This is a genomic window from Fictibacillus sp. 23RED33 (assembly GCF_015903925.1).
GTDB classification, from domain to species: Bacteria; Bacillota; Bacilli; order Bacillales; family Fictibacillaceae; genus Fictibacillus; species Fictibacillus phosphorivorans.
In genome coordinates this window covers 380,238-405,523 of sequence record NZ_JACZDX010000003.1, presented here as the reverse complement: position 1 = coordinate 405,523, position 25,286 = coordinate 380,238, and the positions used below count along the sequence as shown (strand labels likewise).

25 protein-coding genes are annotated in these 25,286 nt (G+C 39.1%); 23 read left to right on the top strand and 2 right to left on the bottom strand.

Translation table 11 applies throughout. The annotated features are described in order from the left end of the window. Positions 1 to 24: 24 nt before the first annotated feature. On the top strand, positions 25 to 486 hold the full coding sequence (locus IHV09_RS13950; protein ID WP_066396327.1) for a ComE operon protein 2: 462 nt from the start codon (positions 25 to 27) through the stop codon (positions 484 to 486). Continuing rightward, complete coding sequence (locus IHV09_RS13945; RefSeq protein ID WP_255520098.1) at positions 483 to 2,771, top strand: DNA internalization-related competence protein ComEC/Rec2; 2,289 nt, start codon at positions 483 to 485, stop codon at positions 2,769 to 2,771. Before IHV09_RS13950 ends, IHV09_RS13945 begins: the two co-directional genes overlap by 4 nt. A gap of 37 nt (positions 2,772 to 2,808) precedes the next feature. Here IHV09_RS13945 and IHV09_RS13940 read toward each other — a convergent pair whose 3' ends face one another. Then, positions 2,809 to 2,940, bottom strand: a complete 132-nt coding sequence (locus IHV09_RS13940) for a YqzM family protein (protein WP_082820577.1) — start codon at positions 2,938 to 2,940, stop codon at positions 2,809 to 2,811. Between the two features lie 286 nt (positions 2,941 to 3,226). Between IHV09_RS13940 and holA the strand changes: the two genes are divergently transcribed. Next, positions 3,227 to 4,252, top strand: a complete 1,026-nt coding sequence (gene holA, locus IHV09_RS13935) for a DNA polymerase III subunit delta (RefSeq protein WP_197191440.1) — start codon at positions 3,227 to 3,229, stop codon at positions 4,250 to 4,252. Between the two features lie 393 nt (positions 4,253 to 4,645). Here holA and rpsT read toward each other — a convergent pair whose 3' ends face one another. Continuing rightward, positions 4,646 to 4,912: a 30S ribosomal protein S20 gene (gene rpsT, locus IHV09_RS13930; RefSeq protein WP_066291124.1), complete on the bottom strand. Its 267-nt coding sequence runs from the start codon at positions 4,910 to 4,912 to the stop codon at positions 4,646 to 4,648. A 156-nt stretch (positions 4,913 to 5,068) separates the two neighbouring features. On the opposite strand from rpsT, the gene gpr reads away from it, so the two are divergent. From gpr to IHV09_RS13830, 20 genes are all read left to right on the top strand, one after another. Further along, positions 5,069 to 6,178, top strand: a complete 1,110-nt coding sequence (gene gpr, locus IHV09_RS13925) for a GPR endopeptidase (RefSeq protein WP_197191441.1) — start codon at positions 5,069 to 5,071, stop codon at positions 6,176 to 6,178. A gap of 68 nt (positions 6,179 to 6,246) precedes the next feature. Then, positions 6,247 to 6,600 carry a DUF3679 domain-containing protein gene (locus tag IHV09_RS13920; RefSeq protein WP_197264715.1) on the top strand — a complete coding sequence of 118 codons (354 nt, stop codon included), beginning with the start codon at positions 6,247 to 6,249 and terminating at the stop codon, positions 6,598 to 6,600. 231 nt (positions 6,601 to 6,831) lie between these two features. Further along, a complete protein-coding gene (lepA, locus tag IHV09_RS13915; protein ID WP_066396318.1) occupies positions 6,832 to 8,670 on the top strand; it encodes a translation elongation factor 4 in 1,839 nt (612 codons plus the stop codon). A 74-nt stretch (positions 8,671 to 8,744) separates the two neighbouring features. Next, entirely contained in the window at positions 8,745 to 9,890 is a 1,146-nt protein-coding gene (hemW, locus tag IHV09_RS13910; protein ID WP_197133247.1) for a radical SAM family heme chaperone HemW, read from the top strand. Positions 9,891 to 9,970: 80 nt separating this feature from the next. Continuing rightward, complete coding sequence (gene hrcA, locus IHV09_RS13905) at positions 9,971 to 10,996, top strand: heat-inducible transcriptional repressor HrcA (protein ID WP_197133243.1); 1,026 nt, start codon at positions 9,971 to 9,973, stop codon at positions 10,994 to 10,996. Between the two features lie 25 nt (positions 10,997 to 11,021). After that, positions 11,022 to 11,594, top strand: a complete 573-nt coding sequence (gene grpE, locus IHV09_RS13900) for a nucleotide exchange factor GrpE (RefSeq protein ID WP_197133240.1) — start codon at positions 11,022 to 11,024, stop codon at positions 11,592 to 11,594. 34 nt (positions 11,595 to 11,628) lie between these two features. Beyond that, positions 11,629 to 13,458, top strand: coding sequence for a molecular chaperone DnaK (dnaK, locus tag IHV09_RS13895; protein WP_197133237.1), 1,830 nt, complete (start codon positions 11,629 to 11,631; stop codon positions 13,456 to 13,458). 173 nt (positions 13,459 to 13,631) lie between these two features. After that, positions 13,632 to 14,744, top strand: coding sequence for a molecular chaperone DnaJ (gene dnaJ / locus IHV09_RS13890; protein WP_197133223.1), 1,113 nt, complete (start codon positions 13,632 to 13,634; stop codon positions 14,742 to 14,744). 299 nt (positions 14,745 to 15,043) lie between these two features. Then, a complete protein-coding gene (gene prmA, locus IHV09_RS13885; RefSeq protein WP_197264809.1) occupies positions 15,044 to 15,985 on the top strand; it encodes a 50S ribosomal protein L11 methyltransferase in 942 nt (313 codons plus the stop codon). Positions 15,986 to 16,002: 17 nt separating this feature from the next. Beyond that, positions 16,003 to 16,755 carry a 16S rRNA (uracil(1498)-N(3))-methyltransferase gene (locus IHV09_RS13880; RefSeq protein WP_197264714.1) on the top strand — a complete coding sequence of 251 codons (753 nt, stop codon included), beginning with the start codon at positions 16,003 to 16,005 and terminating at the stop codon, positions 16,753 to 16,755. Between the two features lie 5 nt (positions 16,756 to 16,760). Further along, positions 16,761 to 18,113, top strand: a complete 1,353-nt coding sequence (mtaB, locus tag IHV09_RS13875) for a tRNA (N(6)-L-threonylcarbamoyladenosine(37)-C(2))-methylthiotransferase MtaB (RefSeq protein WP_197133219.1) — start codon at positions 16,761 to 16,763, stop codon at positions 18,111 to 18,113. Positions 18,114 to 18,276: 163 nt separating this feature from the next. Beyond that, a complete protein-coding gene (gene deoC, locus IHV09_RS13870; protein ID WP_197133218.1) occupies positions 18,277 to 18,951 on the top strand; it encodes a deoxyribose-phosphate aldolase in 675 nt (224 codons plus the stop codon). Positions 18,952 to 19,096: 145 nt separating this feature from the next. Next, the gene (gene rpsU / locus IHV09_RS13865; RefSeq protein ID WP_066237650.1) at positions 19,097 to 19,270 is read left to right on the top strand and encodes a 30S ribosomal protein S21; all 174 of its coding nucleotides are present in this window, start codon (positions 19,097 to 19,099) and stop codon (positions 19,268 to 19,270) included. Positions 19,271 to 19,290: 20 nt separating this feature from the next. After that, on the top strand, positions 19,291 to 19,734 hold the full coding sequence (locus IHV09_RS13860; protein WP_197133216.1) for a GatB/YqeY domain-containing protein: 444 nt from the start codon (positions 19,291 to 19,293) through the stop codon (positions 19,732 to 19,734). A gap of 101 nt (positions 19,735 to 19,835) precedes the next feature. After that, positions 19,836 to 21,167 (top strand): NfeD family protein, encoded by a 1,332-nt coding sequence (locus IHV09_RS13855; protein ID WP_370568972.1) that lies wholly within the window; start codon positions 19,836 to 19,838, stop codon positions 21,165 to 21,167. A gap of 22 nt (positions 21,168 to 21,189) precedes the next feature. After that, positions 21,190 to 22,197 carry a flotillin-like protein FloA gene (floA, locus tag IHV09_RS13850; protein ID WP_197133214.1) on the top strand — a complete coding sequence of 336 codons (1,008 nt, stop codon included), beginning with the start codon at positions 21,190 to 21,192 and terminating at the stop codon, positions 22,195 to 22,197. Between the two features lie 2 nt (positions 22,198 to 22,199). After that, entirely contained in the window at positions 22,200 to 22,637 is a 438-nt protein-coding gene (locus IHV09_RS13845) for a hypothetical protein (RefSeq protein WP_197191447.1), read from the top strand. A 73-nt stretch (positions 22,638 to 22,710) separates the two neighbouring features. Further along, positions 22,711 to 22,992, top strand: coding sequence for a sporulation protein YqfC (gene yqfC, locus IHV09_RS13840; RefSeq protein ID WP_197133196.1), 282 nt, complete (start codon positions 22,711 to 22,713; stop codon positions 22,990 to 22,992). Between the two features lie 26 nt (positions 22,993 to 23,018). Then, complete coding sequence (gene yqfD, locus IHV09_RS13835) at positions 23,019 to 24,209, top strand: sporulation protein YqfD (protein WP_197133193.1); 1,191 nt, start codon at positions 23,019 to 23,021, stop codon at positions 24,207 to 24,209. A gap of 5 nt (positions 24,210 to 24,214) precedes the next feature. After that, positions 24,215 to 25,177: a PhoH family protein gene (locus tag IHV09_RS13830; RefSeq protein ID WP_144698989.1), complete on the top strand. Its 963-nt coding sequence runs from the start codon at positions 24,215 to 24,217 to the stop codon at positions 25,175 to 25,177. Positions 25,178 to 25,286: the final 109 nt, after the last annotated feature.

Below are 25,286 nucleotides of genomic sequence, written 5' to 3'. Positions count from 1 at the left end.
TAGAAATAGAGGAGGCGTTTAGCGTTGCAGCGAATATCGTGGAACGAATATTATATGGCACAGAGCCAATTGCTCGCACTTAGAAGTACGTGCACCAGATTAGCTGTAGGAGCAACGATTGTAAGAGATAAACGGATTATCGCTGGAGGGTATAATGGCTCGATCTCAGGGGGTGTTCATTGTATTGATGAAGGCTGCTATGTAATAGATGGTCATTGTGTAAGGACCATTCATGCAGAGATGAACGCTCTACTGCAATGCGCGAAGTTCGGTGTACCGACAGAAGGTGCCGAAATGTACGTGACCCACTTTCCTTGTTTGCATTGTTGCAGATCAATCATTCAAAGCGGTATTAAAAAAATCTATTATGGTCAGGACTATAAAAATCACCCCTATAGCATTGAACAGTTTAAAGAAGCGGGAGTAATCGTTGAGAAAGTGGAGATGAACTTCTTGCCTTCAACATTTCTTACTCATAAAGCATGAACCCTAGACATGTTGTCCTGAGTGCATGCTCTGCATTTTATGGGATCTGGCTTTCTCAGAACCCTTCGATAACCGGGTTAGTTATTACGGCTTTCCTGGTTATCGTTATGGTTTTACAGATCAGAAAAAAATCAGTATACATCCTCGTTTTTCTCCCAATCTTCTTTATTTATTCTCAGTACGATAACACTAAAAGTTTCTCAAAGCTTCCAGAGAAACAAATGATATTCTCAGGCAAGGTAAAATCAATCCCCAAAATAGACGGAAACCTACTAAGTTTTGAACTTGTAACCTTTGATGAAACGATTGTTGTTCATCATAAAATTAAATCAGCAGCTGAAAAGGACCAGCTCAGAAATCTTCGTATAAATTTGACGTGTACTTTAAAAGGGAAACTTCAGGAACCCAGGAGGAATAGCCATTTTTATGGAATGGATTATCGTGAGTATTTGAGGAACAACAATATCTATTGGACCTTAAGAACGGCTGAGTTTGATTTGGATCACTGTAAAGAAGCAGATGATCCAAATGTTCTTGAACAAATAAATACTTGGAGAAGCAAGAGTATTAAAGAGTTAGAAAGTCATTTCTCTAAAAATACAGCAGGGTTGATGAACGCCTTACTTTTTGGTTATAGAGATGGAATAGAAGCAGAAACACTTCAGCATTATCAAGGACTAGGACTGACGCATCTATTAGCAGTCTCAGGATTCAATGTTGGAATTGTAACTTACTTCTTGTATTTATTCCTTGTTCGGCTAGGGGTGGTAATAGAAGTAGCCTACACCCTAATCATTCTCTTCTTGCCGATCTACATTGTTCTAACAGGAGCTGAGAGCTCCATTATAAGAGCGGGTATGATGGGCATGATCGTGATAGTAATCATGATGTTTAGAAGAAAAGTGCACCCTGTGACCCTCTTGTCATTTGTATGTATCGGGATGCTAAGCTACGATCCTTCATTTGCTTTAGACCTTGGATTTCAACTTTCTTTTTTAATGACCTTCGTTTTGATCACTTCTGTATACGTTCTTGAAAACTCTTCAGCTATTGAATTGCTTATCATGACTTCTTTTATCTGTTCCTTATTTTCCTTTCCGATTATTCTTTATCACTTTTTTGAGTTTTCCTTATTGTCGATTCCCTTCAATGTCATATACATTCCTTTCGTATCGATGGTTTTGTTCCCTATTTCTTTTTTTATTCTGATACTTTCTCTGTCTGTACCAAAAGCTATTCTGATTGTTAAAGAGATTATAGAATACTTGTTTAATTTTTCAGTCTTGTTCATGGAAAAGGCACAATTTCTAAAGATGTCTATTGTTTTAGGAAGACCAGATCATTGGATATTTGTACTGTATTTTGTTGCGATAGTCTACTTTCTATATAAGTGGGAAATAAGTAAGCGTATCAGCATAGTGATCACTATTCCGTTTCTCTTGATCTGTTTCATTCATTGGGGACTGCCATATGTGAATCCAAAAGCAACGGTATCTTTTATTAATGTAGGACAAGGCGATAGTATTCTCATTGAGCTACCCTACAGAAAAGCAGTATATTTGATTGATACTGGCGGCTCTGTCTCCTTCGATCAAGAGGATTGGGAAAAAAGAGAGGTAGGATATGACGTTACGAAAGAAGTAGTATATCCGTTCTTAAAAGCGAGAGGTATTCGACATTTAGATGGATTGATCATTACTCATGGAGATTTGGATCATGCTGGTGGAGGAGAGTTTTTGCTCGATAATATTAAAGTTAACAATGTTTTTTTACCCCTTAAACAAACAGAAAATAATATTGAGACACTTATTCAAGCCGCTGCAACAAGAAACAATATAAATGTGGTAAAGCTGGCAAAAGGTATGCAGTGGGAATCGGTACACACGCTATTTTTAGTTTTACATCCTGGAGTCAAAGAAAGTACCTCAAATAATAACTCTATCGTTCTCTGGGTGAAGGTGTACGATCGTACATTTTTATTTACAGGTGATATAGAAGAAGAAGCTGAGACTGAGGTAATAAATAGTTTTCCAAGAATAAAGTCGGATGTCCTCAAGGTCGGTCATCATGGAAGTATGACATCTTCAACTGAATCTTTCTTAGACAGTGTTTCTCCTCGATATGGAATTATATCTGCAGGCGAAAATAACATGTATGGCCATCCTGCTCTAGAAGTTTTGAAGAGGTTAAGGGAAAGAGGTATTTTCATTTTTCGGACAGATCAACATGGTGATATTTCATTTGTGGTAGATAAAGCAGGGTTAAAAGTTATAACTGCACAATAAAAAAAGGACCGAAACAATTCGGTCTTTTTTTTATGTATTATGCGATTGCTTTTAGAATGACTCCGATGGCGAAGATTACCGTAAAGAATCCAAATGATACAACAAAGCCCATGCCGGAATCAATAAGGTCGTTACGCTTACTCTGTACATCTTTTTCGAAATGGTTCATGTGACAACCCTCCTAATCCATCCTTAGTATACGTTATCATTTTTAAAAAATCCATACTGAAAATGCTTTCTTTTATGTGTTTTATCTAAAACTTACCAAAGATGAGATTCGTTGTCACCAATATTTTAAAAATGCATAGGATATCCTATTAAAGCTAGCCTCGAACGATTATATCGTTTTGGTGTTAGTGTTTATCATAAATGAAGGAACAGACATATGCGCTGTTCCTTCTTTTGCTTGCAAATGCCCTTAGTTCCTCATAGGATAAGAGATAGAGGTGAAAAAGGTGCTTACAGTAGAAACGTTAAAAAAGAAGATTAAGAACAAAGAGACATCTCCGATCTATCTGATTTGGGGCACGGAAACATATTTAGCGGAAGAAGCTATACAAACCATATCAAGCCTTTTGTCTCCTGATGAAAAGGACTTTAACTTAAGTGTACATAATTTGGATGAAATCTCGGTTCAAGAAATAATGGAAGACGCAGAAACAATGCCGTTCTTGGGAGAACGTCGCGTTGTCGTTATAAAGAACGCAACATTTTTAACTGCTGCTAAAGAAAAAACAAAAATCGAACACGATTTCAAAGTTTTTGAACAATACATACAAAATCCTGCAGATTACACAACGTTAGTCATTGTAGTTCCTCACGAAAAGCTCGATGAAAGAAAGAAGATAGTAAAACAGGTAAAAGCGCAAGCCGAAGTGATTCAGGTTTCAGGGCTTAGTAATGATACCGCTGAAAAATGGCTTCAAAAAGAAGCTGTGAATTTAGAGGTCTCCATCGATGGAGAAGCGATACAACTGCTTCTATCAAGGCTAGGTACACATATGGCTGTATTAGCGAAAGAAATGGAAAAGATGGCACTCTTTGTAGGTGTGAATGGAGTTATCACAAAGGAAACCGTGGATTCATTAGTGGCTAGAACTCTTGAAGATGACGTGTTTGCATTAGTTGATCATGTGGTGCATAAAAGAACAGAACAAGCTCTTAGAAGCTTTTATGATCTTATGAAACAAAATCAAGAGCCGATTCAAATCCACGCTTTGATTACGAGGCAATTTAGAATGATTAACGGTGTTAAAGAACTGCAGAAGAAAGGATATGGAGAAAAGCAAATTGCTTCTTCACTAAAATTACATCCTTACGCAGTAAAGTTGGCTGCAAAGCATGCCAATCGATTTCATGAAGTTTTTCTTCGTAACTGTCTGAATGAATTTGCAGAAACCGATTATAAATTAAAAACAGGCCAGATGGACAAAGTACTTTTACTGGAGTTGGAAATCGTAAAACTCTCACAAGGCTCATGAGTGTGTCTCAAAACCTCTTTTCGGACGTTGAAAAAGAGGTTTTTTTTATGAATAAGAAATTTTTGCATACTTTGTAGGTGAAGGGTGAGTGTATAAAAAGCTGAATATTTGACTAGATATGACGACTCGCCGAATTAAGCTAAAAAAACTCGCTGGAATACCATAAAAACTCGCCATATTAACGCCTGAATTTCTAGAATTGATACTGAAAAATCTAGAATTAATGAGGTATAAGTGGCACATGAATGAACTCCATAATGTAACAGTTTCGATGTACAAACATACTAAAAGCCAGCTCATCTGCTTAAGATGAGCTGGCTTTTATAAAAAGTTCTGCAAAATAAAAAAACGACCTATTGGTGTAAGGCCGTTTTTCGGGTTTCATCCTTCAATTTATGCGTTAACACCGTTTAAAGCCTTAGCAAGACGAGACTTTTGGCGAGAAGCTGCATTTTTGTGGATAAGTCCTTTGTTTGCTGCTTTGTCAATCTTCTTAGAAGCAGTAACAAAAGCTGCTTGAGCACCTTCTGCATTGTTTGAAGCTGCAAGTGCTTCAAAGTTTTTGATAGCAGTACGCATGCCAGACTTTAGTGAAGCGTTGTGTGCACGACGCTTTTCGTTAGTTTTTACACGTTTAATCGCTGATTTAATATTAGCCAATCCATTCACCTCCCTAAATGAACCATGAGCAACAAAATTACTTTCCGTTGCAAAAAATAGGACACAAAGTATTCTATCAAAATCGCCCTCTAAATGCAATACAAGAATGAAAAGGAAGAGTTGCGGCAAAAATAATACAAAGGAAGGTGGTAGATTATGGGTAAGGATTTAGACTTGTCAGCCTATTCTGTGCGAACGGATTTGGCTATTGAAGCGCACGATATGCTATTAAAAGAAGATGAAGTTGTTAATAAAAGCACGCTAGAGGGTGTCATTATACATGAAAAAGATAGAGATGGTATCAAGATCGTTAGAGTAGAGATCGACGAAAAGGGAGCAGAGACTACCGGGAAAAAGGCAGGCGTGTATGTCACTTTTGAAGTTCAAGGAATTCGTGAAAAAGATTCAAAACTTCAAGAACGCGTACAAGAAGTATTTGCGCATGATTTTAATTCATTCTTAAAAGAACAAGGCATCAAACAGGATGACACTTGTCTCGTTGTGGGGTTAGGGAATTGGAATGTAACGCCAGATTCTTTGGGACCTTTAGTTGTTGAAAATTTGACGATCACAAAGCACCTGTTCGAGTTAGCTCCCGAAAACGTTGAAGAGGGCTTTCGACCGGTCTGTGCGATTTCGCCTGGAGTAATGGGCATTACAGGTATAGAAACGAGTGATATCATCGATGGTATCGTAAAAAAGGCAAATCCGGACTTTGTCATTGCAATCGATGCGCTAGCTTCTCGTTCGATTGAAAGAGTGAATGCTACGATTCAGGTTTCAAATACAGGTATCCATCCGGGATCGGGTGTTGGAAACAAGCGTAAAGAGCTTAGCAAAGAAACGTTAGGTATACCGGTTATCTCTATAGGCATTCCCACAGTTGTTGATGCGGCAACGATCACAAGTGATACGATCGATTTTATCCTCAAGCACTTTGGGCGTGAGATGAATGAGAAGGATAAACCTTCTAAATCCCTCTTGCCAGCGGGTATGACGTTTGGGGAAAAGAAAGTACTTACTGACGATGATTTGCCAGAGGAAGATCATCGTAAATCGTTCTTAGGAATTGTTGGTGTCTTAGAAGAAGATGAAAAGCTTCGATTGATTCGTGAAGTGCTCGCGCCGATCGGACATAACTTGATGGTCACACCTAAAGAAGTTGATGTGTTTATTGAGGACATGGCTAATGTTTTGGCGAATGGTTTAAATACAGCTCTTCATGGTGGAATCGATCAAGGAAATACTTCTGCTTATACACATTAAGTTTTAGTCATGTTTGGACAAGCTTGTGCATAAATTGAAATCGTATATCCCCACATGGAGGAATGATCATGACAAAATTTATGTTAAAGTGTTTCGGACTGGTAACTATTCTTTTATTTGGGGTTTTATTTGGTATTCAAAAAGCACACTTTGAAATGGATGAGCTAAAAGGCTCTTCACAAGAAAGTGTTGAATCAAGTTCAAATCCTTCAATCAAACAAGAAGAAACGAAACAAAACCCTGTCTCAGCAACAAGTCATGATATAAAAGCGAAACAAGAAACGTTAAGTAAAATAGATTCGTTCAATGTGTTTTCAGCACTTGGACAAAGACTTACATCGTGGATTTCATCAGCTTTTGGTGTCATGATCTCTATATTTGGTGTTATCATTAGTGAGATGCTAGCTGTATTTTCACCCTAGAACCATAGAGGATTCTATCCTTTATCGGTTCTTTTTGTTTAAATGACTTTCACCATTCACCATAGAATTTAAAAATGATCAAAATGAACAGAATAAAATTTTGTAAAAAGTTACTATGAACGTAAAACGCGCCTTCACCCTATTTTTTTAGGTTGTGATTGAAACAGATACTTTGTATTGCTATAATCAAAGCTAGTGACTTTTCCTAAAATTGTAGGAGTGAACGTAATAATGAATAGAGAAGAAAAATTAAAAAGACAAGCTAAGATCAGGAATTTCTCCATAATTGCACATATTGACCATGGGAAATCCACTTTAGCGGACAGAATTTTGGAAGAAACGAGTGCACTAACACAGCGTGAGATGAAAGAGCAGCTGTTAGACTCGATGGATCTTGAACGTGAACGTGGAATAACGATTAAATTGAATGCCGTTCAGCTTCAATATAAAGCTAAAGATGGCGAGATTTATACGTTCCACTTAATTGATACCCCAGGACATGTAGATTTTACATACGAAGTGTCTAGAAGCTTAGCAGCCTGCGAAGGAGCATTGCTTATCGTGGATGCTGCTCAAGGGATTGAAGCACAGACGCTCGCAAACGTGTATCTCGCACTTGAGAACGATCTAGAGATATTACCGGTTATCAACAAGATCGATCTGCCAAGTGCAGAGCCTGAACGTGTGCGTCAGGAGATTGAGGATGTTATCGGACTGGATGCGTCAGAGGCAGTACTTGCTTCAGCTAAAGCGGGTATCGGTATTCAAGATATTCTTGAACAGATCGTAGCAAAAGTACCGGCGCCACCTGGTGATCCGGAAGGGCCGTTAAAAGCACTTATCTTTGACTCTCTTTATGATCCATATAGAGGTGTTGTTACGTATATTCGAGTAGCTGAAGGTACAGTGAAAGTCGGCGATAAGATTAAGATGATGGCGACAGGTAAAGAGTTTGAAGTACTTGAGCTTGGGGTGTTTACACCAAAAGCGGTTCAAAAAGACTTTTTAACGGTTGGTGATGTAGGATTCTTAACCGCTTCGATCAAAAATGTTGGAGACACACAAGTCGGGGATACGATAACGAGTGCAGTAAAAGGCGCATCTGAACCTCTGCCTGGTTATAGAAAGATGAACCCGATGGTTTACTGCGGATTATATCCAGTAGACACAGCGAAATATAACGATCTTCGTGAAGCGTTAGAACGATTAGTGTTAAATGATTCTGCTCTACAATATGAGCCAGAAACATCTCAAGCACTTGGTTTTGGTTTCCGTTGCGGATTCTTAGGACTGCTTCACATGGAGATCATCCAAGAGCGTATCGAGCGTGAGTTCAACATCGACTTGATCGCGACAGCTCCGAGTGTTATCTACAATGTTACGATGACGGATGGAGAGAAGATCATTGTTGATAACCCGGCGAACATGCCAGAAGCACAGAAGATTTCTGTAGTTGAAGAACCTTATGTTAAAGCATCTATCATGACGCCGAACGATTATGTTGGTACGATTATGGAGATCTGTCAAAAGAAACGCGGTATCTTCATGACGATGGACTATTTAGAAAACAACCGTGTAAATGTTTTATATGAGATTCCTCTTTCAGAGATCGTGTATGATTTCTTTGATCAGTTGAAATCGAGTACGAAGGGATATGCATCTCTTGACTATGAATTGATTGGTTATAAACCATCTAAGCTGGTTAAAATGGAAATATTACTGAACAACGAGAAGATCGATGCACTGTCTGTAATCGTTCATAAAGATTTTGCATATGAGCGTGGAAAGGTAGTCGTTGAAAAGCTGAAAGAGCTTATTCCACGTCAGCAGTTCGAAGTGCCGATCCAAGCGGCAATCGGACAGAAGATTGTGGCTCGTTCAAACATTAAAGCATTACGTAAGAACGTTTTGGCTAAATGTTACGGTGGAGATATCTCTCGTAAGCGTAAGCTTTTAGATAAGCAAAAAGAAGGTAAGAAGCGTATGAAGACCATCGGTCGAGTAGACGTTCCGCAAGAAGCGTTCATGGCGGTTCTTCGTATGGATGATACAAATAATAACAACAAATAAAAAGCAACATAAGACCGCGAAGGCAATTCTAGCGGTCTTTCCTAATTTATGAGACAAAAAAGGCGGTGAACATCTTGCTAAAAGCGGCGTATCTGCATATTCCATTCTGTGTACAAATTTGTCATTATTGCGATTTTAACAAGATATTTATTCATCAGCAGCCAGTGGATGAATATCTACAATCTATGAAAAAAGAGATGATTCATACAACGACGAGATTCAAGGATTATGAGATGGAAACCATCTTCGTAGGTGGTGGAACACCAACTTCTTTGAGCGAACAGCAGCTGCAGACGTTCTTGAGTGATGTGAATGAAGTGCTAGGTAACAGATCCCTAAAAGAATTCACTGTTGAAGCGAACCCAGAGCAGACAACAAAAGAAAAAATTGCAGTGTTAAAAGAGAATGGAGTTAACAGGCTAAGTGTTGGCGTTCAAGCTTTCCAGTCTTCTTTGTTAAAAAAATTAGGCAGAACACATAACAAAGAAGATATCTATTCTACGGTTAGAGAGGCAAAAAAAGCAGGTATTGATAACATGTCGATTGACCTCATGTTTGGATTACCAGGCCAAACGATGGATATGTTTAAGGAATCGGTAGATGAAGCATTAGCATTAGATGTTCCTCACATTTCTTCTTATTCGCTGCAGATCGAAAAGAAAACCGTTTTTTATAACTTGGCTCAAAAAGGAAAGTTGACTCTTCCGGAGCAAGAGCTTGAAGCTGCCATGTATGAATATTTAATTGAGGCACTTGATAAAAAAGGTTTCAAACAATATGAGATCAGCAATTTTGCAATTCCAGGGTTTGAGAGCAAGCATAATCTCCAATACTGGAACAATAACGAATATTTTGGTATAGGTGCTGGAGCTCACAGTTATGTTGAAGGAACAAGAAGAAGAAATGCGGGTCCACTAAAACAATATATGAACTTGGTCGCGGAACATGGTTTTCCGTATATCGAAGAACATCAGGTTCCACTATCTGAAAAGATGGAAGAAGAAATGTTCATGGGCCTTCGGAAACAGGAAGGTGTTTCTGATACGACGTTTATGAGTCGATATGGCAGATCCATGTTTGATATTTATAAAGAACCTATTCAAAGACTCATTCAAAAAGGCTGGCTAGAACAGCGAGAAGACACGCTCGTTTTAACCAAGGATGGAAGACCATTAGGCAACGAAGTCTTCCAAGAATTTATTGGTGTAGTTTTAGATTGACAACGGAGAGTACCTTTTGGTAACTTATATTATAGATTTAGCACTCGCTCTTTAAGAGTGCTAACAAGTGGGGTGATGGTATGTTAACGGAACGACAACTCTTTATTCTTCGTGTTTTAATAGATGACTATATTAAGCATGTTGAGCCTGTGGGTTCCCGTACGATCTCTAAACGAGAGGACATTACCTACAGTCCCGCAACGATTCGAAACGAACTTGCGGACTTGGAGGATCTTGGCTTTCTAGAGAAAACCCATACATCATCTGGTAGAATACCATCTGAAAAAGGATATCGATTTTACGTGGACCACCTGCTTCCTTCTCTTTCTATGAAAGAGAGTGAGATAGGTCATTCAGAATTTTTATTTACAGAAAAGGTCCAGGAGGCAGAGGCATTATTTGATCAATCAGCTAAGATTCTATCAGATCTGACAAACTATACATCTGTAGTGTTAGGACCTAACGCATTAGACATGAAGTTAAAGCACATGCAGATCATTCCGATCTCTTCCCAAGTCGCAGTGGCAATCTTTGTGACGAACACGGGACATGTTGAGAACAGACAGATTGTACTGCCTGATACGATCGAACCTTCAGAACTAGAAAAGCTCGTGAATATTCTAAACGAAAGGCTTGCAGGTGTTCGATTGATAGAATTGAACACACGGATACAAAAAGAACTTTCGGCGGTGTTTAAAAAACACCTTAAAGATTATCAAAACATGGGCGTATTCTTAGATCAGCTTCTTTTATGGAGCAAGAAGGAAAAGCTTTTTTATGGCGGGAAAACAAATATGCTTTCTCAGCCTGAATTTCGAGATTTAGATAAAGTTAGACCGCTTCTAGATTTTTTAGAAACGCGTGACTTAATGGAAAAGCTCGTGTCATCTACAGAAAAAGGGCTTACCATAAGGATCGGAACAGAAAATGAGCATGAAGCGATGAAGAATTGTAGTGTTATCAATGCCTCTTACACGATGCATGGTAAACATATAGGTACGATCTCATTAATCGGTCCAACCAGAATGGAATATCAAAAGGTCATCTCATTATTAGATTCATTGTCAAAGGAAATGACCAACATATTAAACGATTTTTCAAATTAGTGGATTACTTTAGGGAGGTGAAAGCATGAACAAAGAGGACATCACTCAAGATCAAACACAAACTGATGTGAATGAAGAAGTAACAGAAACAGAAGAAGTTGTTGTTGAAGAAGTGGAATCTACTACGGAAGAACCTCTAACTGAAGAACAACAACGGATTTCAGAGCTAGAAGCAAAGCTTGAGGAAGCCAGCCAAAAAAATCTTCGCCTTCAAGCGGATTATGATAATTTCCGCCGCAGAACAAGAGAAGAACAGGCAGCGAGCCTTAAATATAAATCTCAAAGTCTTCTTGAACAGTTATTACCTGCACTCGATAACTTTGAGCGTGCTTTGAAGACTGAAGCTACAAACGATCAGACCAAAACCCTTATTCAAGGAATGGAAATGGTTTATCGTCAACTAGCGGATGCACTTAAACAAGAAGGTCTGACAGAAATTCCGTCAGTCGGTCAAACGTTTGACCCCAACCTGCATCAAGCAGTTATGCAAGTGGAAGATTCTGAAATAGAATCCAATACAGTTATTGAGGAACTGCAAAAAGGTTATATGTTAAAAGATCGAGTTATTCGACCTGCGATGGTAAAAGTAAACGCGTAGATAAAACTACATATGAATGATGGAGGGAAAAAACATGAGTAAAATCATCGGTATTGACTTAGGTACAACAAACTCTTGTATAGCTGTTATGGAAGGTGGAGAAGCGGTAGTTATTCCAAACCCGGAAGGTAACCGTACAACACCATCTGTTGTAGCTTTCAAAGATGGAGATCGTTCAGTTGGAGAAGTAGCAAAACGACAAGCTGTAACGAACCCGAACACAATCATGTCGATCAAACGTTACATGGGAACTGATCATAAAGAAACAGTTGAAGGCAAAGATTATACGCCACAAGAGATCTCTGCGATCATCCTGCAAAAATTAAAATCTCATGCCGAAGATTATCTTGGAGAAAAAGTTGAAAAAGCGGTAATTACAGTTCCTGCATATTTCAATGATGCACAGCGTCAAGCTACTAAAGATGCTGGGCAGATTGCTGGACTTCAAGTTGAGCGTATTGTAAACGAGCCAACAGCAGCTGCATTAGCATATGGACTTGAAAAAGATGAAGACCAAACAATCTTAGTATTTGACCTTGGTGGTGGTACGTTTGACGTTTCCATCCTTGAACTAGGAGATGGCTTCTTCGAAGTTAAAGCAACATCTGGTGATAACAAGCTTGGTGGAGATGACTTTGACCAAGTGATCATCGACTATCTAGTAAGCGAATTTAAGAAAGAGAACGGTATCGATCTTTCTCAAGATAAAATGGCACTACAACGCCTAAAAGATGCTGCAGAGAAAGCGAAGAAAGACCTTTCTGGTGTAACATCTACACAAATCTCACTACCGTTCATCACAGCTGATGCTTCTGGACCTAAGCACTTAGAATTAAACTTATCACGTGCAAAATTTGAAGATCTATCTTCAGACTTAGTTGAACGTACGATGGGACCTACTCGTCAAGCGCTAAATGATGCTGGTATGTCACCATCTGACCTTGATAAAGTTATTCTTGTTGGTGGCTCAACTCGTATTCCAGCTGTACAAGAAGCAATCAAGAAGTTCACAGGTAAAGATCCGCATAAAGGCGTAAACCCTGACGAAGTTGTTGCACTTGGTGCTGCAATTCAAGGTGGAGTACTTGCAGGAGATGTGAAAGATGTTGTTCTTCTTGACGTAACACCACTTTCATTAGGTATTGAAACGATGGGCGGCGTGTTTACAAGATTAATCGATCGTAACACGACGATTCCAACTTCAAAATCTCAAACGTTCTCAACGGCTGCTGATAACCAGACGTCAGTAGATATCCATGTTCTTCAAGGAGAGCGTGAAATGGCAGCACACAATAAGACGCTTGGAAGATTCCAGTTATCTGAGATTCCACCAGCACCACGCGGAGTGCCTCAAATCGAAGTAAGCTTTGACATCGATGCGAACGGTATTGTAAACGTACGTGCTAAAGATCTAGGTACGAACAAAGAACAATCCATTACGATTAAATCTTCTACAGGACTTTCTGATGAAGAAATCGATCGCATGGTAAAAGATGCTGAAGAAAATGCAGAGTCGGATAAGAAGAAACGTGAAGAGATCGACACTAGAAATGAAGCAGATCAACTTGTTTTCACAGTTGATAAAACGTTGAAAGACCTTGAAGGCAAAGTAGACGAAGCTGAAGTGAAGAAAGCTGAAGAAGCAAAAGAGAGCTTGAAAAAAGCTCTTGAAGGTGACGATATCGAAACGATTAAGAAAGAAAAAGAAGCATTGAGCGAAATCGTTCAACAACTTTCTGTAAAACTTTATGAGCAAGCAGCTCAACAAGCTCAAGCTCAGGGCGATGCAGAAGGACAATCAACGAAGAACGATGACAACATCGTAGACGCTGATTACGAAGAAGTAAACGACGATAAAAAGTAACACTTAGCAGATAAAAGTCAAAGTCAGGTCATCTTGACTTTGACTTTTTTTCTGAGTTGACTTTTTTAGTTAATTTGACTTAAGACGTAACAAAACCTTTGCAGTTTTCGTCTTGAGTCAGGTGGTATTCAATGGTAAGATAACTTTTATGTGAGAATTCGGGAGTGTCCTATATGAGTAAACGAGATTATTACGAAGTACTTGGATTAGATAAAAATGCCTCAAACGATGAGGTGAAAAAAGCATACCGTAAACTTGCCAGAAAGTATCACCCAGATGTAAATAAAGAGGCAGATGCGGAAAATAAATTTAAAGAAGTAAAAGATGCTTATGAAACACTGAGTGATCCTCAAAAGAAAGCACATTATGACCAATTTGGCCATACCGATCCAAACCAAGGATTCGGTGGGGGCGGAGCTGGTTTTGATGGCTTTGGCGATATTTTTGATATGTTCTTTGGTGGAGGAGGAGGACGAAGAAATCCAAACGGTCCTCGTCAAGGAAACGATCTTCAGTATGGTCTTAGACTATCTTTTGAAGATGCGGTATTCGGTAAAGATACCGAAATACAGATTCCTACAGAAGAATCTTGTGAAACGTGTCATGGATCCGGTGCAAAGCCAGGAACAAAGCCTGAGACGTGTTCACATTGTAACGGAAGCGGTCAGTTGAATGTTGAACAGAACACACCGTTTGGCCGTATTGTTAATCGCCGAGTATGTAACCACTGTAGTGGAACAGGAAAAATCATAAAAGACAAATGTAAGACGTGTCATGGTAATGGGAAAGTGCGCAAAAACAAGAAGATTTCTGTTAAAGTGCCAGCTGGTGTAGATAACGGCCAGCAGATCCGTATGTCTGGACACGGTGAAGCAGGGGTGAACGGCGGTCCTGCTGGTGATCTTTATGTGGTCTTCCAAGTAGCAGATCATGAGTTCTTTGAACGTGATGGAGACGATATCCTTTGTGAGATGCCGTTAACGTTCTCTCAAGCCGCATTAGGTGATGAGATTGAAGTTCCGACACTATATGGAAAAGTTAAGCTGAAGATACCAGCAGGTACACAGACAGGAACTCATTTCCGCTTAAGAGGAAAAGGTGTTAAGAACGTTCACGGAAGAGGTCAAGGTGACCAGCACATTCAAATTAAAGTCATCACACCTAAAAATCTAACAGAAAAACAAAAACAGCTTCTGCGCGACTTCTCAGAAATCAGCGGAAGCATGCCGGATGAGCAACAAGATGGATTTTTCGACAAAGTAAAACGCGCATTTAAAGGCGAATAAAACCCATATGAAATACCTAAATATATTCCTACAAGCATTAAGGAATCTTTAAGTTTTTTTCTAAAAGATTGTTGCTTTATGTGTATAAACATCATTGACAAGTTGATTGGAACGCAAGGTGCGAGACTCCTGCGGGAGGAGCGGCCAGGTGAGACCCCTTATGGCGCAGAGCGGCAAGGGGGCTCACCGCACGCCCCGCGGAAAGCGAGCAACCTGGAGTGGAAATCAACCACCCTCAATAGTGCCAAAGGAATAGCTTGAAATTTTTAAAAGCCAAACTAATAAACGGAGTTGATATGATGAAATGGTCAGAGATTAGCATCCACACTACTCAGGAAGCTGTTGAACCAGTATCGAATATTTTACATGAGGCAGGAGCTAGCGGAGTTGTGATTGAGGATGTAGATGACCTCTCAAAAGAGCGTCAATCCGTATTTGGCGAAATCTATCAGCTGAACCCTTCAGATTATCCTTCTGAAGGTGTAATATTAAAAGCTTACTTACCTGTTAACAGTTTTTTAGGTGAAACGGTAGAAGAAATCAAACAATCGATCACAAATCTTGTGAAATTTGATATTGATATCGGGGCAAACACGATTTCCATTTCAGAAGTGAATGAGGAAGAATGGGCGACCGCTTGGAAAAAATATTATAAGCCAGTAAAGATCTCAAAGCGGATCACGATCACTCCTACATGGGAAGATTATAAACCTGTACATTCTGATGAACTTATTATTGAACTTGATCCAGGTATGGCGTTTGGTACAGGAACACATCCAACAACTGTTATGAGCTTACAAGCTATTGAAAAATATATTGCTGAAGGTGATTCAGTGATTGATGTTGGAACAGGATCTGGTGTATTAAGCATTGCATCAGCTATGTTAGGTGCTAACAAAGTTGAGGCGTATGACCTGGATGAAGTTGCAGTAAATTCTGCCCGTTTGAATGTGAAATTGAACAAAGTAAACCAAAAAGTGCAGGTTGATAAGAATGATCTCTTAAAAGGGATTGAAGGCCCAGTTGACCTTGTAGTAGGGAACCTTTTAGCAGAAATCATACTCTTGTTTGTTGAAGATACAGCTAAAGTGTTAAAGCCAGGGGGTTATTTTATAACGTCCGGAATTATTCAAGGGAAAAAACGCGATGTCAAAGCAAAATTGGAAGAGCACGGATTCAAGATCGTAGAAGTACTAGAGATGGAAGATTGGGTTGCGATTGTTGCTCAAAATAAGGAATAGGATAGGAAGTGCATTTCATGCAAAGGTACTTTGTTTCATCAGAAAACTGGAAAGATGACGTCGTTACGATTACAGGGGACGATGCCAAGCACATCTTAAAGGTGATGAGAATGCAAGTAGGAGACCATTTCATCTGCTGTGATAACAAAGGCCGTACATCTTTGTGTGAAATCATAGAGGTCAACGGTACCGAAGTAGAGACGAAGATCGTCAATGATATTGAGAAAAGTGCTGAGCTTCCTGTCTCTGTTACCATTGCTCAAGGACTGCCAAAAGGGGATAAGTTAGAATACATCATCCAAAAAGGTACCGAACTTGGTGCTTTATCCTTTTTTCCATTTTCTGCAGACCGATCTGTTGTAAAGTGGGATGACAAAAAAGCGGTTAAGAAAAAAGAAAGACTCGAAAAAATCGCAAAAGAAGCAGCAGAACAGTCACATAGAAACCGGGTTCCAGTCATTTTGAATCCTGGTTCTTTTTCTGATTTGCTAAAAATGGCAGAACAGTATAAGATAAAAATCGTTGCATTTGAAGAAGAAGCAAAACAGAACGAAATCTCTAGATTTGCTTCAGCTTTAAGCTCAGCTGATTTAGGAGACTCAATCCTTTGTGTGATCGGTCCAGAAGGTGGCATCAGTGATAAAGAAGCAACCTTGTTAAGTGATTATGGATTTGTATTGTGCGGGCTGGGTCCGAGGATATTAAGAACGGAAACAGCGCCGTTGTATCTATTATCAGCTATATCATATCATTTTGAATTAAAGGGGTGATCAATATGCCATCCGTTGCATTTCATACATTAGGTTGTAAAGTAAACCACTATGAGACAGAAGCGATCTGGCAGCTGTTTCAAGCTGAAGGATACGAACGTACAGATTTTGATAGTACAGCAGACGTCTATGTGATCAATACATGTACCGTAACGAATACGGGAGATAAAAAAAGCAGACAAGTTATACGGAGAGCCATTCGAAAGAACCCGGACGCTGTTATTTGCGTTACAGGTTGTTACGCTCAAACGTCGCCTGCTGAGATTATGGCGATTCCAGGAGTTGACGTTGTTGTCGGCACGCAAGACCGTTCTAAAATGCTCACTTACATTCAACAATATAAAGAAGAACGTATGCCTATTAATGGAGTTTCAAACATCATGAAGGCACGTGTATATGAGGAACTAGATGTTCCTGCATTTACTGATCGAACAAGAGCATCGCTTAAGATACAGGAAGGCTGCAATAATTTTTGTACGTTCTGCATTATTCCTTGGGCAAGAGGCCTCCTTCGTTCTCGTAAACCTGAAGATGTACTTTCTCAAGCACAGCAGCTTGTAGATTCTGGTTACAAAGAGATCGTTCTAACAGGCATTCATACAGCTGGATACGGAGAAGATATGAAGGATTATTCTTTTGCGAAGCTGTTAGATGACCTTGATAAGAACATCTCTGGATTAAAACGTATCCGTATTTCATCGATTGAGGCTAGCCAGATCTCAGATGAAGTGATTGAAGTTATGGGCAGATCAGACAAAGTAGTTCCTCATCTGCATATACCACTTCAATCCGGTTCAAACACTGTGCTCCAACGAATGAGAAGAAAATATTCAATGGAAATGTTCGGTGAAAGATTAGACCGGCTTAAAGAAGCACTTCCAGGACTTGCGATTACTTCAGATGTAATTGTTGGTTTTCCAGGTGAGACTGAGGAAGAGTTCATGGAGACGTATCGATTCATTGAGAAACATAAATTTATGGAACTTCATGTATTCCCTTATTCTAAGCGTACTGGTACACCAGCTGCTAAGATGGAGGATCAGGTCCCAGAGGATATTAAGAACGAACGTGTACACAAGCTGATCGCTCTTTCAGATCAATTAGCTAAAGAATATGCATCCAACTATGAAGATACAGTTGTTGAAGTAATTCCTGAAGAGGCTTTTAAAGAAGACACTACGAACAAACTATACGTAGGATACACACCAAACTATCTTAAAGTTTTATTTGAAGGAAACGAAGAGATGATTGGGAAATTAGTAAAAGTGAAAATTACTGAAGCTGGGTATCCTTATAATAAAGGTGTCTTTGTAAAACAAGAAATGGAAGAAATCCTAAAGCAAGCTGTATCAAGCTAACATCCTGGCGTTCATACCAGGATGTTTTTTTAAAAACATACTAGGGGTTTCGGGTGTTTATTGTACCTCTCTGTAAAAATATTTTAGATGCTCGATTTATGTCGAAAAATTTGTTATGATACTAACGTTGTTTAATTTTTTTATTTAGAAAGGGTTTGTTGAAATGAGCAATTTAAACGTTGCAAGAATGATCGACCACACAGCATTAAAAGCTGAAACTTCAAAGAAAGAAATCTTAACTCTTTGTGAGGAAGCTAAAAAATATAATTTCTTTTCTGTTTGTGTTAATCCAACTTGGGTTTATACAGCATTCGAACAATTAAAAGGTTCAGATGTAGCGGTTTGTACTGTAATTGGTTTTCCATTAGGTGCAAACACTCCAGAAGTAAAAGCGTTCGAAACGAAGAATGCGATTGAAAATGGTGCTACTGAAGTTGATATGGTTATTAACATTGGGGCTTTAAAAGATGGAAACTATGAGCTAGTTGAACAAGATGTTCGTGCTGTTGTTGAAGCAGCTAAAGGTAAAGCACTTACTAAAATCATTATTGAAACGTGTCTTTTAACGGATGAAGAAAAAGTAAAAGCATGTGAAATTGCTGTAAAAGCTGGAATTGATTTTGTTAAAACTTCAACAGGATTCTCTACTGGTGGAGCAACTGTAGAAGATATCAAATTAATGCGTAAAACTGTTGGACCAAATATTGGTGTAAAAGCATCTGGAGCAGTTAGAGACCGTGAGACAGCTTTAGCTATGATTGAAGCTGGTGCGACTCGTATTGGTGCTAGTGCAGGAATCGCGATTGTTGAAGGCGGAACATCCACTTCAGACTATTAATATCTGTTTTTGAATAATTACCTGCTCTCTCCGACCAACTTGTTTAAATTGAGTTGACCGTATTGCAAGGATATATTATAATGGCAAAAGATATGTGACGCATCTTTACTTTATGTAAGGGTGGTCTGGAGGGAGGGAAATACAAATGGCAGAAACACGTATTCGCAAGAATGAATCCATTGATGATGCTCTTCGTCGTTTTAAAAGATCCGTTTCCAAAGATGGAACATTGGCTGAAGTTAAAAAGCGCAAGCATTATGAAAAGCCAAGCGTAAAGCGTAAGAAGAAGGCTGAGGCAGCAAGAAAGCGTAAGTTCTAAGCGGGGTGTAAGTTAGTAATATGAGTCTTCTTAATGAATTAAATCAAGATATGAAACAAGCGATGAAGGACAAGAACAAGCAGAAGCTTTCTGTAATTCGCATGCTTAAGGCATCACTTCAAAATGAGGCCATCAAGCAAGGCCGTGAATTAAATGAGGAAGAAGAGCTTACCGTTCTTGTACGCGAAATGAAACAAAGAAAAGACTCCCTCCAAGAATTCGAAAAAGCTGGCCGCGATGATTTAGTCGCTGGACTTCAAGATGAAATTGCTGTTCTTACGCCATATTTACCAAAACAGCTCACAGAAGAAGAACTTCAAGAAATCGTTGCTCAAACCATTTCTGAAATAGGTGCTGCTTCAAAAGCTGATATGGGTAAAGTTATGGGGGCTCTCATGCCTAAAGTTAAAGGGAAAGCCGATGGTGGACTCGTTAATCGTATTGTTCAGCAACAACTATCATAATTGAAATGACAAACGCTCTGTATTTATACAGGGCGTTTTCTTATTTTTTGAAACTTTTTTCCACAAATTAACGTAAAATAGAGTGAAGGGGGTGTTAGTTTGTGAAAAGGATTCGACTGCTCATCTATATGCTTTGTCTGATCTGGGGAATATATGGAGTGCTTTCAACTTCACAAGTATTCTCAGCAGGTAAAGGAAAGACGGTTACTTTTATACCTGTAGAACATGAAGTAGAAAGAGGTCTTGAAGCTTTTTTAGATCGAAGTATCCAAAAGGCAAAAAAAGATGGAACCGATCATATCGTTCTAGAGATCTATACTCCTGGTGGCCGAGTAGACGCAGCATTACATATTGCAAAAGTCATGAGAGAATCAGAAATTCCAATTACAGCTTACGTGGTTAAAAATGCTTTTTCAGCAGGAGCGTATATCGCCTTAAATGCCGACCAAATTGTTATGAAGCCATCTACAACTATTGGATCTGCCGCTGTCATCGATAGCCAAGGAAATACCGCTGGACAAAAAGCAGAGTCTGCTTGGAAAGCGGAAATGCTCGCAGCAGCAGAGCTGAATGAGAGGACTCCCATATATGCTGAGGCGATGGTAGACCCAGACGTTGAGATTCCTGAACTTGGCTTAGAAAAAGGTGAGCTGCTTACCCTTACAGCCAGTGAAGCATTTAAAGTAGGATATGCAGAAAAAATTGCAGAAGATCGTCAAGAACTGCTAGCACATCTGAATTTGGAGGATGCTAAGATTTTAGAGTCTAATCCTACTTTCGCGGATAAGATAGCACGTTTTGTTACAAATCCTGTTGTCGTGCCTATTCTTTTATCTTTAGGAAGTTTAGGTCTTGTATTAGAGCTCTATACACCTGGTTTTGGAATTGCAGGTTCTATCGGTGCATTATCATTATTGCTATTTTTTTACGGTCATATGATAGCCGGTCTTGCCGGTTGGGAAGCAATTATTTTATTTGGTGTTGGACTGATCTTACTGATCCTAGAGTTGTTTCTACCAGGTGGTATTATCGGTATACTGGGGGTGTTGGCCGTGTTAACAGGATTGATCATGGCAGGTGGATCAATAACAGGAATCTTAATCGCCATTGCAATTGCGATTGTTGTTACAATCATTGGATCTTACTTCTTCTTACGATCATTTGGTTATAACGGTTCTTTAAAGAAACTCGTACTATTTGATTCAACGAGCTCTGAAAAAGGTTATCTATCTCACAAAGAACGTGAAGATTTAACAGGCAGGATTGGCGTAACAGCGACAACATTACGCCCTTCTGGCAGTTTAAAGCTTGATGATGAGTTCTTAGATGTAGTAACTGAAGGATCGTATATTGAAAAAGGCACGACTGTAAAAATCATTAAAGTTTCTGGTGGACGTGTTGTAGTAAGAGCTATTGAAAAAAATAAAGAATAAATAACGAATGGAGAGTGTGTAGATGTTAGAATTCGGATCGATCGCCAGCATTGTAGTTATAGGGTTGATTGTAATCGCATTAGCTGTATTATTTACGTTTGTGCCCGTTATGTTATGGATTTCTGCATTAGCAGCAGGAGTAAGAGTAGGGATATTTACTTTGGTCGGGATGAGATTAAGAAGAGTTATTCCAAACCGTGTAGTTAATCCATTGATTAAAGCGGTAAAAGCAGGGTTAGATTTAAGTACGAACCAGCTTGAAAGTCATTACCTAGCTGGAGGGAATGTTGACAGAGTAGTAAATGCGTTGATTGCAGCGCATCGAGCAAATATAGAACTAAGCTTCGAGAGAGCAGCAGCCATTGATCTTGCGGGACGTGATGTACTCGAAGCCGTTCAAATGAGTGTAAACCCTAAAGTAATTGAAACACCTTTTATTGCGGGTGTAGCATTAGATGGGATTGAAGTGAAAGCAAAAGCCAGAATTACAGTTCGTGCGAATATCGATCGTCTAGTAGGTGGAGCTGGTGAAGAAACGATAATCGCCCGTGTTGGTGAAGGGATTGTTAGTACGATCGGTTCTTCAGCGACACACAAAAAAGTGCTTGAAAATCCAGATCTGATCTCTCAGACCGTTTTATCAAAAGGATTAGATGCAGGAACGGCTTTTGAGATTCTGTCCATTGATATTGCAGACATTGATATTGGCAAGAACATCGGAGCGGAACTTCAAACAGATCAAGCGATGGCAGATAAAAATATCGCTCAGGCAAAAGCAGAAGAAAGACGTGCGATGGCGGTAGCTAAAGAGCAAGAGATGAAGGCAAAAGTACAAGAGATGAGAGCAAAAGTTGTAGAAGCAGAAGCAGAGGTTCCAATGGCATTAGCAGAAGCTCTTCGTTCTGGTAACATGGGTTTTATGGATTATATGAACATGAAGAACATAATGGCGGACACTACGATGCGTGAATCCATCAGTAAATCATCAAACCCTGATAAAGAGAATGATGATAAAGGACGGAAGTTGTAAGTATGAATATTATAGAAGCGATTATTGAACTCTTACTAGCAAATATCGCTTTTGTTATTCTGATTGCAGGCGGCTTGTATAGTGTCTTTAAACGCCAAAAAGAAATGAAGGAAACAAAACGTGCGGAACCTAATCGACGGAATAGAGAAAATCCAAAACAAACCGTTTCTCCTTTTGGTTTGCCAGCTGAACCTACAGCCAACGAAATGAAAAAAGCGGAAAAGGCGATTGAAATAGGAACAGCGAAAATGGCTGACAAAGTATATGAACGCCGAACCAATCAACGTCAGGTTAAACAGGCTGAAAAAGTCTCTAACCGATATCAAGATAAAGAAGATAAAATTATGAACGATTTTAAAGTAGATCAACAAGAATTGCAAAAAGCAGTCATATGGTCAGAGATTCTTTCAAAGCCTAAAGCGTTGCAAAAGCGTTCTTAAAGAAAGAGATACTTGTATTTAGAGTGATAGTTTCCCCCCTTCTCTCATAAAAATGGAGAGAGGGGGTTTTTTTATGGGCAAATTGCGGCAGCAAGTGAATAAATGGATGATGCAAAACCTTGAGCTACCAGCAGATGTAGTGATGGATCTACCCCGGATCACGATGATCGGACAGCTGCACATATATATTGAGAACCATAGAGGAGTTAAAGCGTTCTCGAATGAACAACTCACACTCAAGCTAAAACAAGGCATGCTTCATATAAAAGGAAGCGAGTTTGTTATTAAAACAATCTTACCGGAAGAAATCTTATTAGAAGGTACGATCGCTTCTGTCGACTTCGAAAACGAATAAGACTTTATTGCACAGGGAGGGAAAAGATGAAAACGAAATGGAACCATTTGAAAGGATATGTAAGGGTAGAGATTATTGGACAAGATTCTAGTTCATTTATCAATACGTGTATTCAATCTGGTATTAGCATATGGGATATCCAGCCTCTTGATAACAACCGTGCGCTCGTCTCCATATCTGTCACAGATGTACAAAAAGCAAGAGGGATCTTAAAAGAAAACAAGTTGAAGATTAGGATTAAAGAAAAGAAGGGGACGCCTTTTCTTCTAAAAAGAATGTGGAAGAGAAACGGTTTTATCCTTGGTATGCTATCGTTTATCTTTTTATTATTTTTATTATCTAATATGATTTGGAATATAAATGTTACGGGGGCAAATCCTAAGACAGAATACGAGTTAAGAAAAGCAGCAGTAGAACTTGGAGTAACAAAAGGTAAATTTATTTTCTTGTTGCCGAATGTTAGAGAGATACAGCGAGATCTAACAGAGAAGATGGATAACGTTACTTGGATCGGTGTCACTCAGCATGGTACTTCTTATAGGTTTGAAGTAGTGGAAAAAGAGATTCCAGAAGCTAAGCAAGTTACAGGGCCGAGGCATCTTGTTGCCACAAAGGAGGCTGTTATTCATTCCGTATTCGTTGAAAAGGGACAACCTATTGTAGGTGTTAACGACTATGTCAAAAAAGGATCTTTATTAGTCTCAGGTCTGATCGGAAAAGAAAAAAAGCCGCAGCTTGTAAGTGCGAAAGGTGAAATTTGGGGAGAAGTCTGGTATCAAACAGAAGTTGAAGTACCATTAAATACTTCATTTCAAACTTACACCGGTAAATATAAAAACAGGCATTATGTTTCACTCTTTGGACTGAATGTTCCTGTATACGGTTTTTCAGAAGGAGAATTTAAAGATAAAACGGAAACACTAAATGAATCACCTCTTTATCTAGCCAAATGGAAAATGCCGTTTTCTTATATAAAAAAAGAGTTCAGGGAAACAGATGGAGTAAAACGTTCTTATTCAAAAGCCGAAGCAATTGAAGTAGGAAAAAAGATGGCGAAGAAGGAACTTTCAAAAAAATTGCCAGAAGACGCAAAAATTAATGGTGAAAAAGTTTGGCAACAAAACGTCTCGAATGGTAAAGTTAAACTAACGATGCTCTACCAAGTAATTGAAAATATTGCATCTGCACAACCTATACCTATCCAACAAGGAGAATGAGTAGTTTGTCAGAAACGAAAAGACTTAATTCATTACAACTCGAAAATACGACAGAAGCAGCTTCGCTTTTTGGGCCTAATGATGCTTTCTTAAAGGTGATTGAAGACAAGCTTAACGTAAGTATAGTCACTAGAGGAGAAGACATCTTAGTATCAGGTGAACTGAATAAAGCAGAAATGGTTGAAGAGACTTTGTTTGTTCTGCTGAAGTTGGTGCGAAAAGGTATCAAGATTTCAGAAAGAGACATAGTTTATGCTGTTCAGCTTGCGGAAAAAAATATGCTGGATGAATTAAGTGAGCTTTATGAAGAGGATATTGCTGTTACTGCCAAAGGAAAACCAATTCGTGTAAAAACGCTAGGACAGCGTCACTATGTGCAGTCCATGAGAAAGCGCGACCTCGTATTTGGTATCGGTCCTGCTGGTACAGGGAAAACCTATCTTGCGGTTGTTATGGCCGTCAATGCTTTAAAAGAAGGTAAGATGAAAAAGATTGTGCTTACTCGTCCAGCTGTTGAAGCGGGTGAGAGTTTAGGATTTCTCCCAGGCGATCTTAAAGAAAAAGTAGATCCTTATCTGCGTCCTCTCTACGATGCTCTACATGACCTTCTAGGGGCTGAGCATACAGAAAGGCTGATCGAGCGAGGTACGATTGAAATTGCTCCGCTGGCGTACATGAGAGGCCGTACACTTGATGAAAGCTTTGTCATTCTAGATGAGGCTCAAAATACTACACCAGAACAGATGAAGATGTTTATAACGCGTCTTGGTTTTGGATCGAAGATGGTCATCACAGGTGATCTTACTCAAATAGATCTTCCTCGTGGAAAAGAATCGGGATTAAAAGTAACTGAAAAAAGGCTTGAAAGCGTTAAAGGCATCGATTTTATATACTTAAAACAATTGGATGTAGTTCGTCATCCACTTGTTCAGCGAATTATTGAAGCATATGAAACATACGAAGACTAAGGACTCCATCCATTTTGGAGTCTTTTTTCTTTGCCTTAAAGGATGATCTTCAGTCGTGTTTTTTGTATGTATAGTGGGTTTTAGTGGCAAATTGAATAAATAAACCAAT

Bases quoted from the DNA above. Each gene is read 5' to 3' on its own strand.
- IHV09_RS13945 (WP_255520098.1), top strand. From the start codon at position 483: ATGAACCCTAGACATGTTGTCCTGAGTGCATGCTCTGCATTTTATGGG.
- IHV09_RS13940 (WP_082820577.1), bottom strand. From the start codon at position 2,940: ATGAACCATTTCGAAAAAGATGTACAGAGTAAGCGTAACGACCTTATT.
- gpr (WP_197191441.1), top strand. From the start codon at position 5,069: ATGGGTAAGGATTTAGACTTGTCAGCCTATTCTGTGCGAACGGATTTG.
- IHV09_RS13920 (WP_197264715.1), top strand. From the start codon at position 6,247: ATGACAAAATTTATGTTAAAGTGTTTCGGACTGGTAACTATTCTTTTA.
- lepA (WP_066396318.1), top strand. From the start codon at position 6,832: ATGAATAGAGAAGAAAAATTAAAAAGACAAGCTAAGATCAGGAATTTC.
- hrcA (WP_197133243.1), top strand. From the start codon at position 9,971: ATGTTAACGGAACGACAACTCTTTATTCTTCGTGTTTTAATAGATGAC.
- grpE (WP_197133240.1), top strand. From the start codon at position 11,022: ATGAACAAAGAGGACATCACTCAAGATCAAACACAAACTGATGTGAAT.
- dnaK (WP_197133237.1), top strand. From the start codon at position 11,629: ATGAGTAAAATCATCGGTATTGACTTAGGTACAACAAACTCTTGTATA.
- dnaJ (WP_197133223.1), top strand. From the start codon at position 13,632: ATGAGTAAACGAGATTATTACGAAGTACTTGGATTAGATAAAAATGCC.
- prmA (WP_197264809.1), top strand. From the start codon at position 15,044: ATGAAATGGTCAGAGATTAGCATCCACACTACTCAGGAAGCTGTTGAA.
- IHV09_RS13880 (WP_197264714.1), top strand. From the start codon at position 16,003: ATGCAAAGGTACTTTGTTTCATCAGAAAACTGGAAAGATGACGTCGTT.
- mtaB (WP_197133219.1), top strand. From the start codon at position 16,761: ATGCCATCCGTTGCATTTCATACATTAGGTTGTAAAGTAAACCACTAT.
- deoC (WP_197133218.1), top strand. From the start codon at position 18,277: ATGAGCAATTTAAACGTTGCAAGAATGATCGACCACACAGCATTAAAA.
- rpsU (WP_066237650.1), top strand. From the start codon at position 19,097: ATGGCAGAAACACGTATTCGCAAGAATGAATCCATTGATGATGCTCTT.
- IHV09_RS13860 (WP_197133216.1), top strand. From the start codon at position 19,291: ATGAGTCTTCTTAATGAATTAAATCAAGATATGAAACAAGCGATGAAG.
- floA (WP_197133214.1), top strand. From the start codon at position 21,190: ATGTTAGAATTCGGATCGATCGCCAGCATTGTAGTTATAGGGTTGATT.
- IHV09_RS13845 (WP_197191447.1), top strand. From the start codon at position 22,200: ATGAATATTATAGAAGCGATTATTGAACTCTTACTAGCAAATATCGCT.
- yqfC (WP_197133196.1), top strand. From the start codon at position 22,711: ATGGGCAAATTGCGGCAGCAAGTGAATAAATGGATGATGCAAAACCTT.
- yqfD (WP_197133193.1), top strand. From the start codon at position 23,019: ATGAAAACGAAATGGAACCATTTGAAAGGATATGTAAGGGTAGAGATT.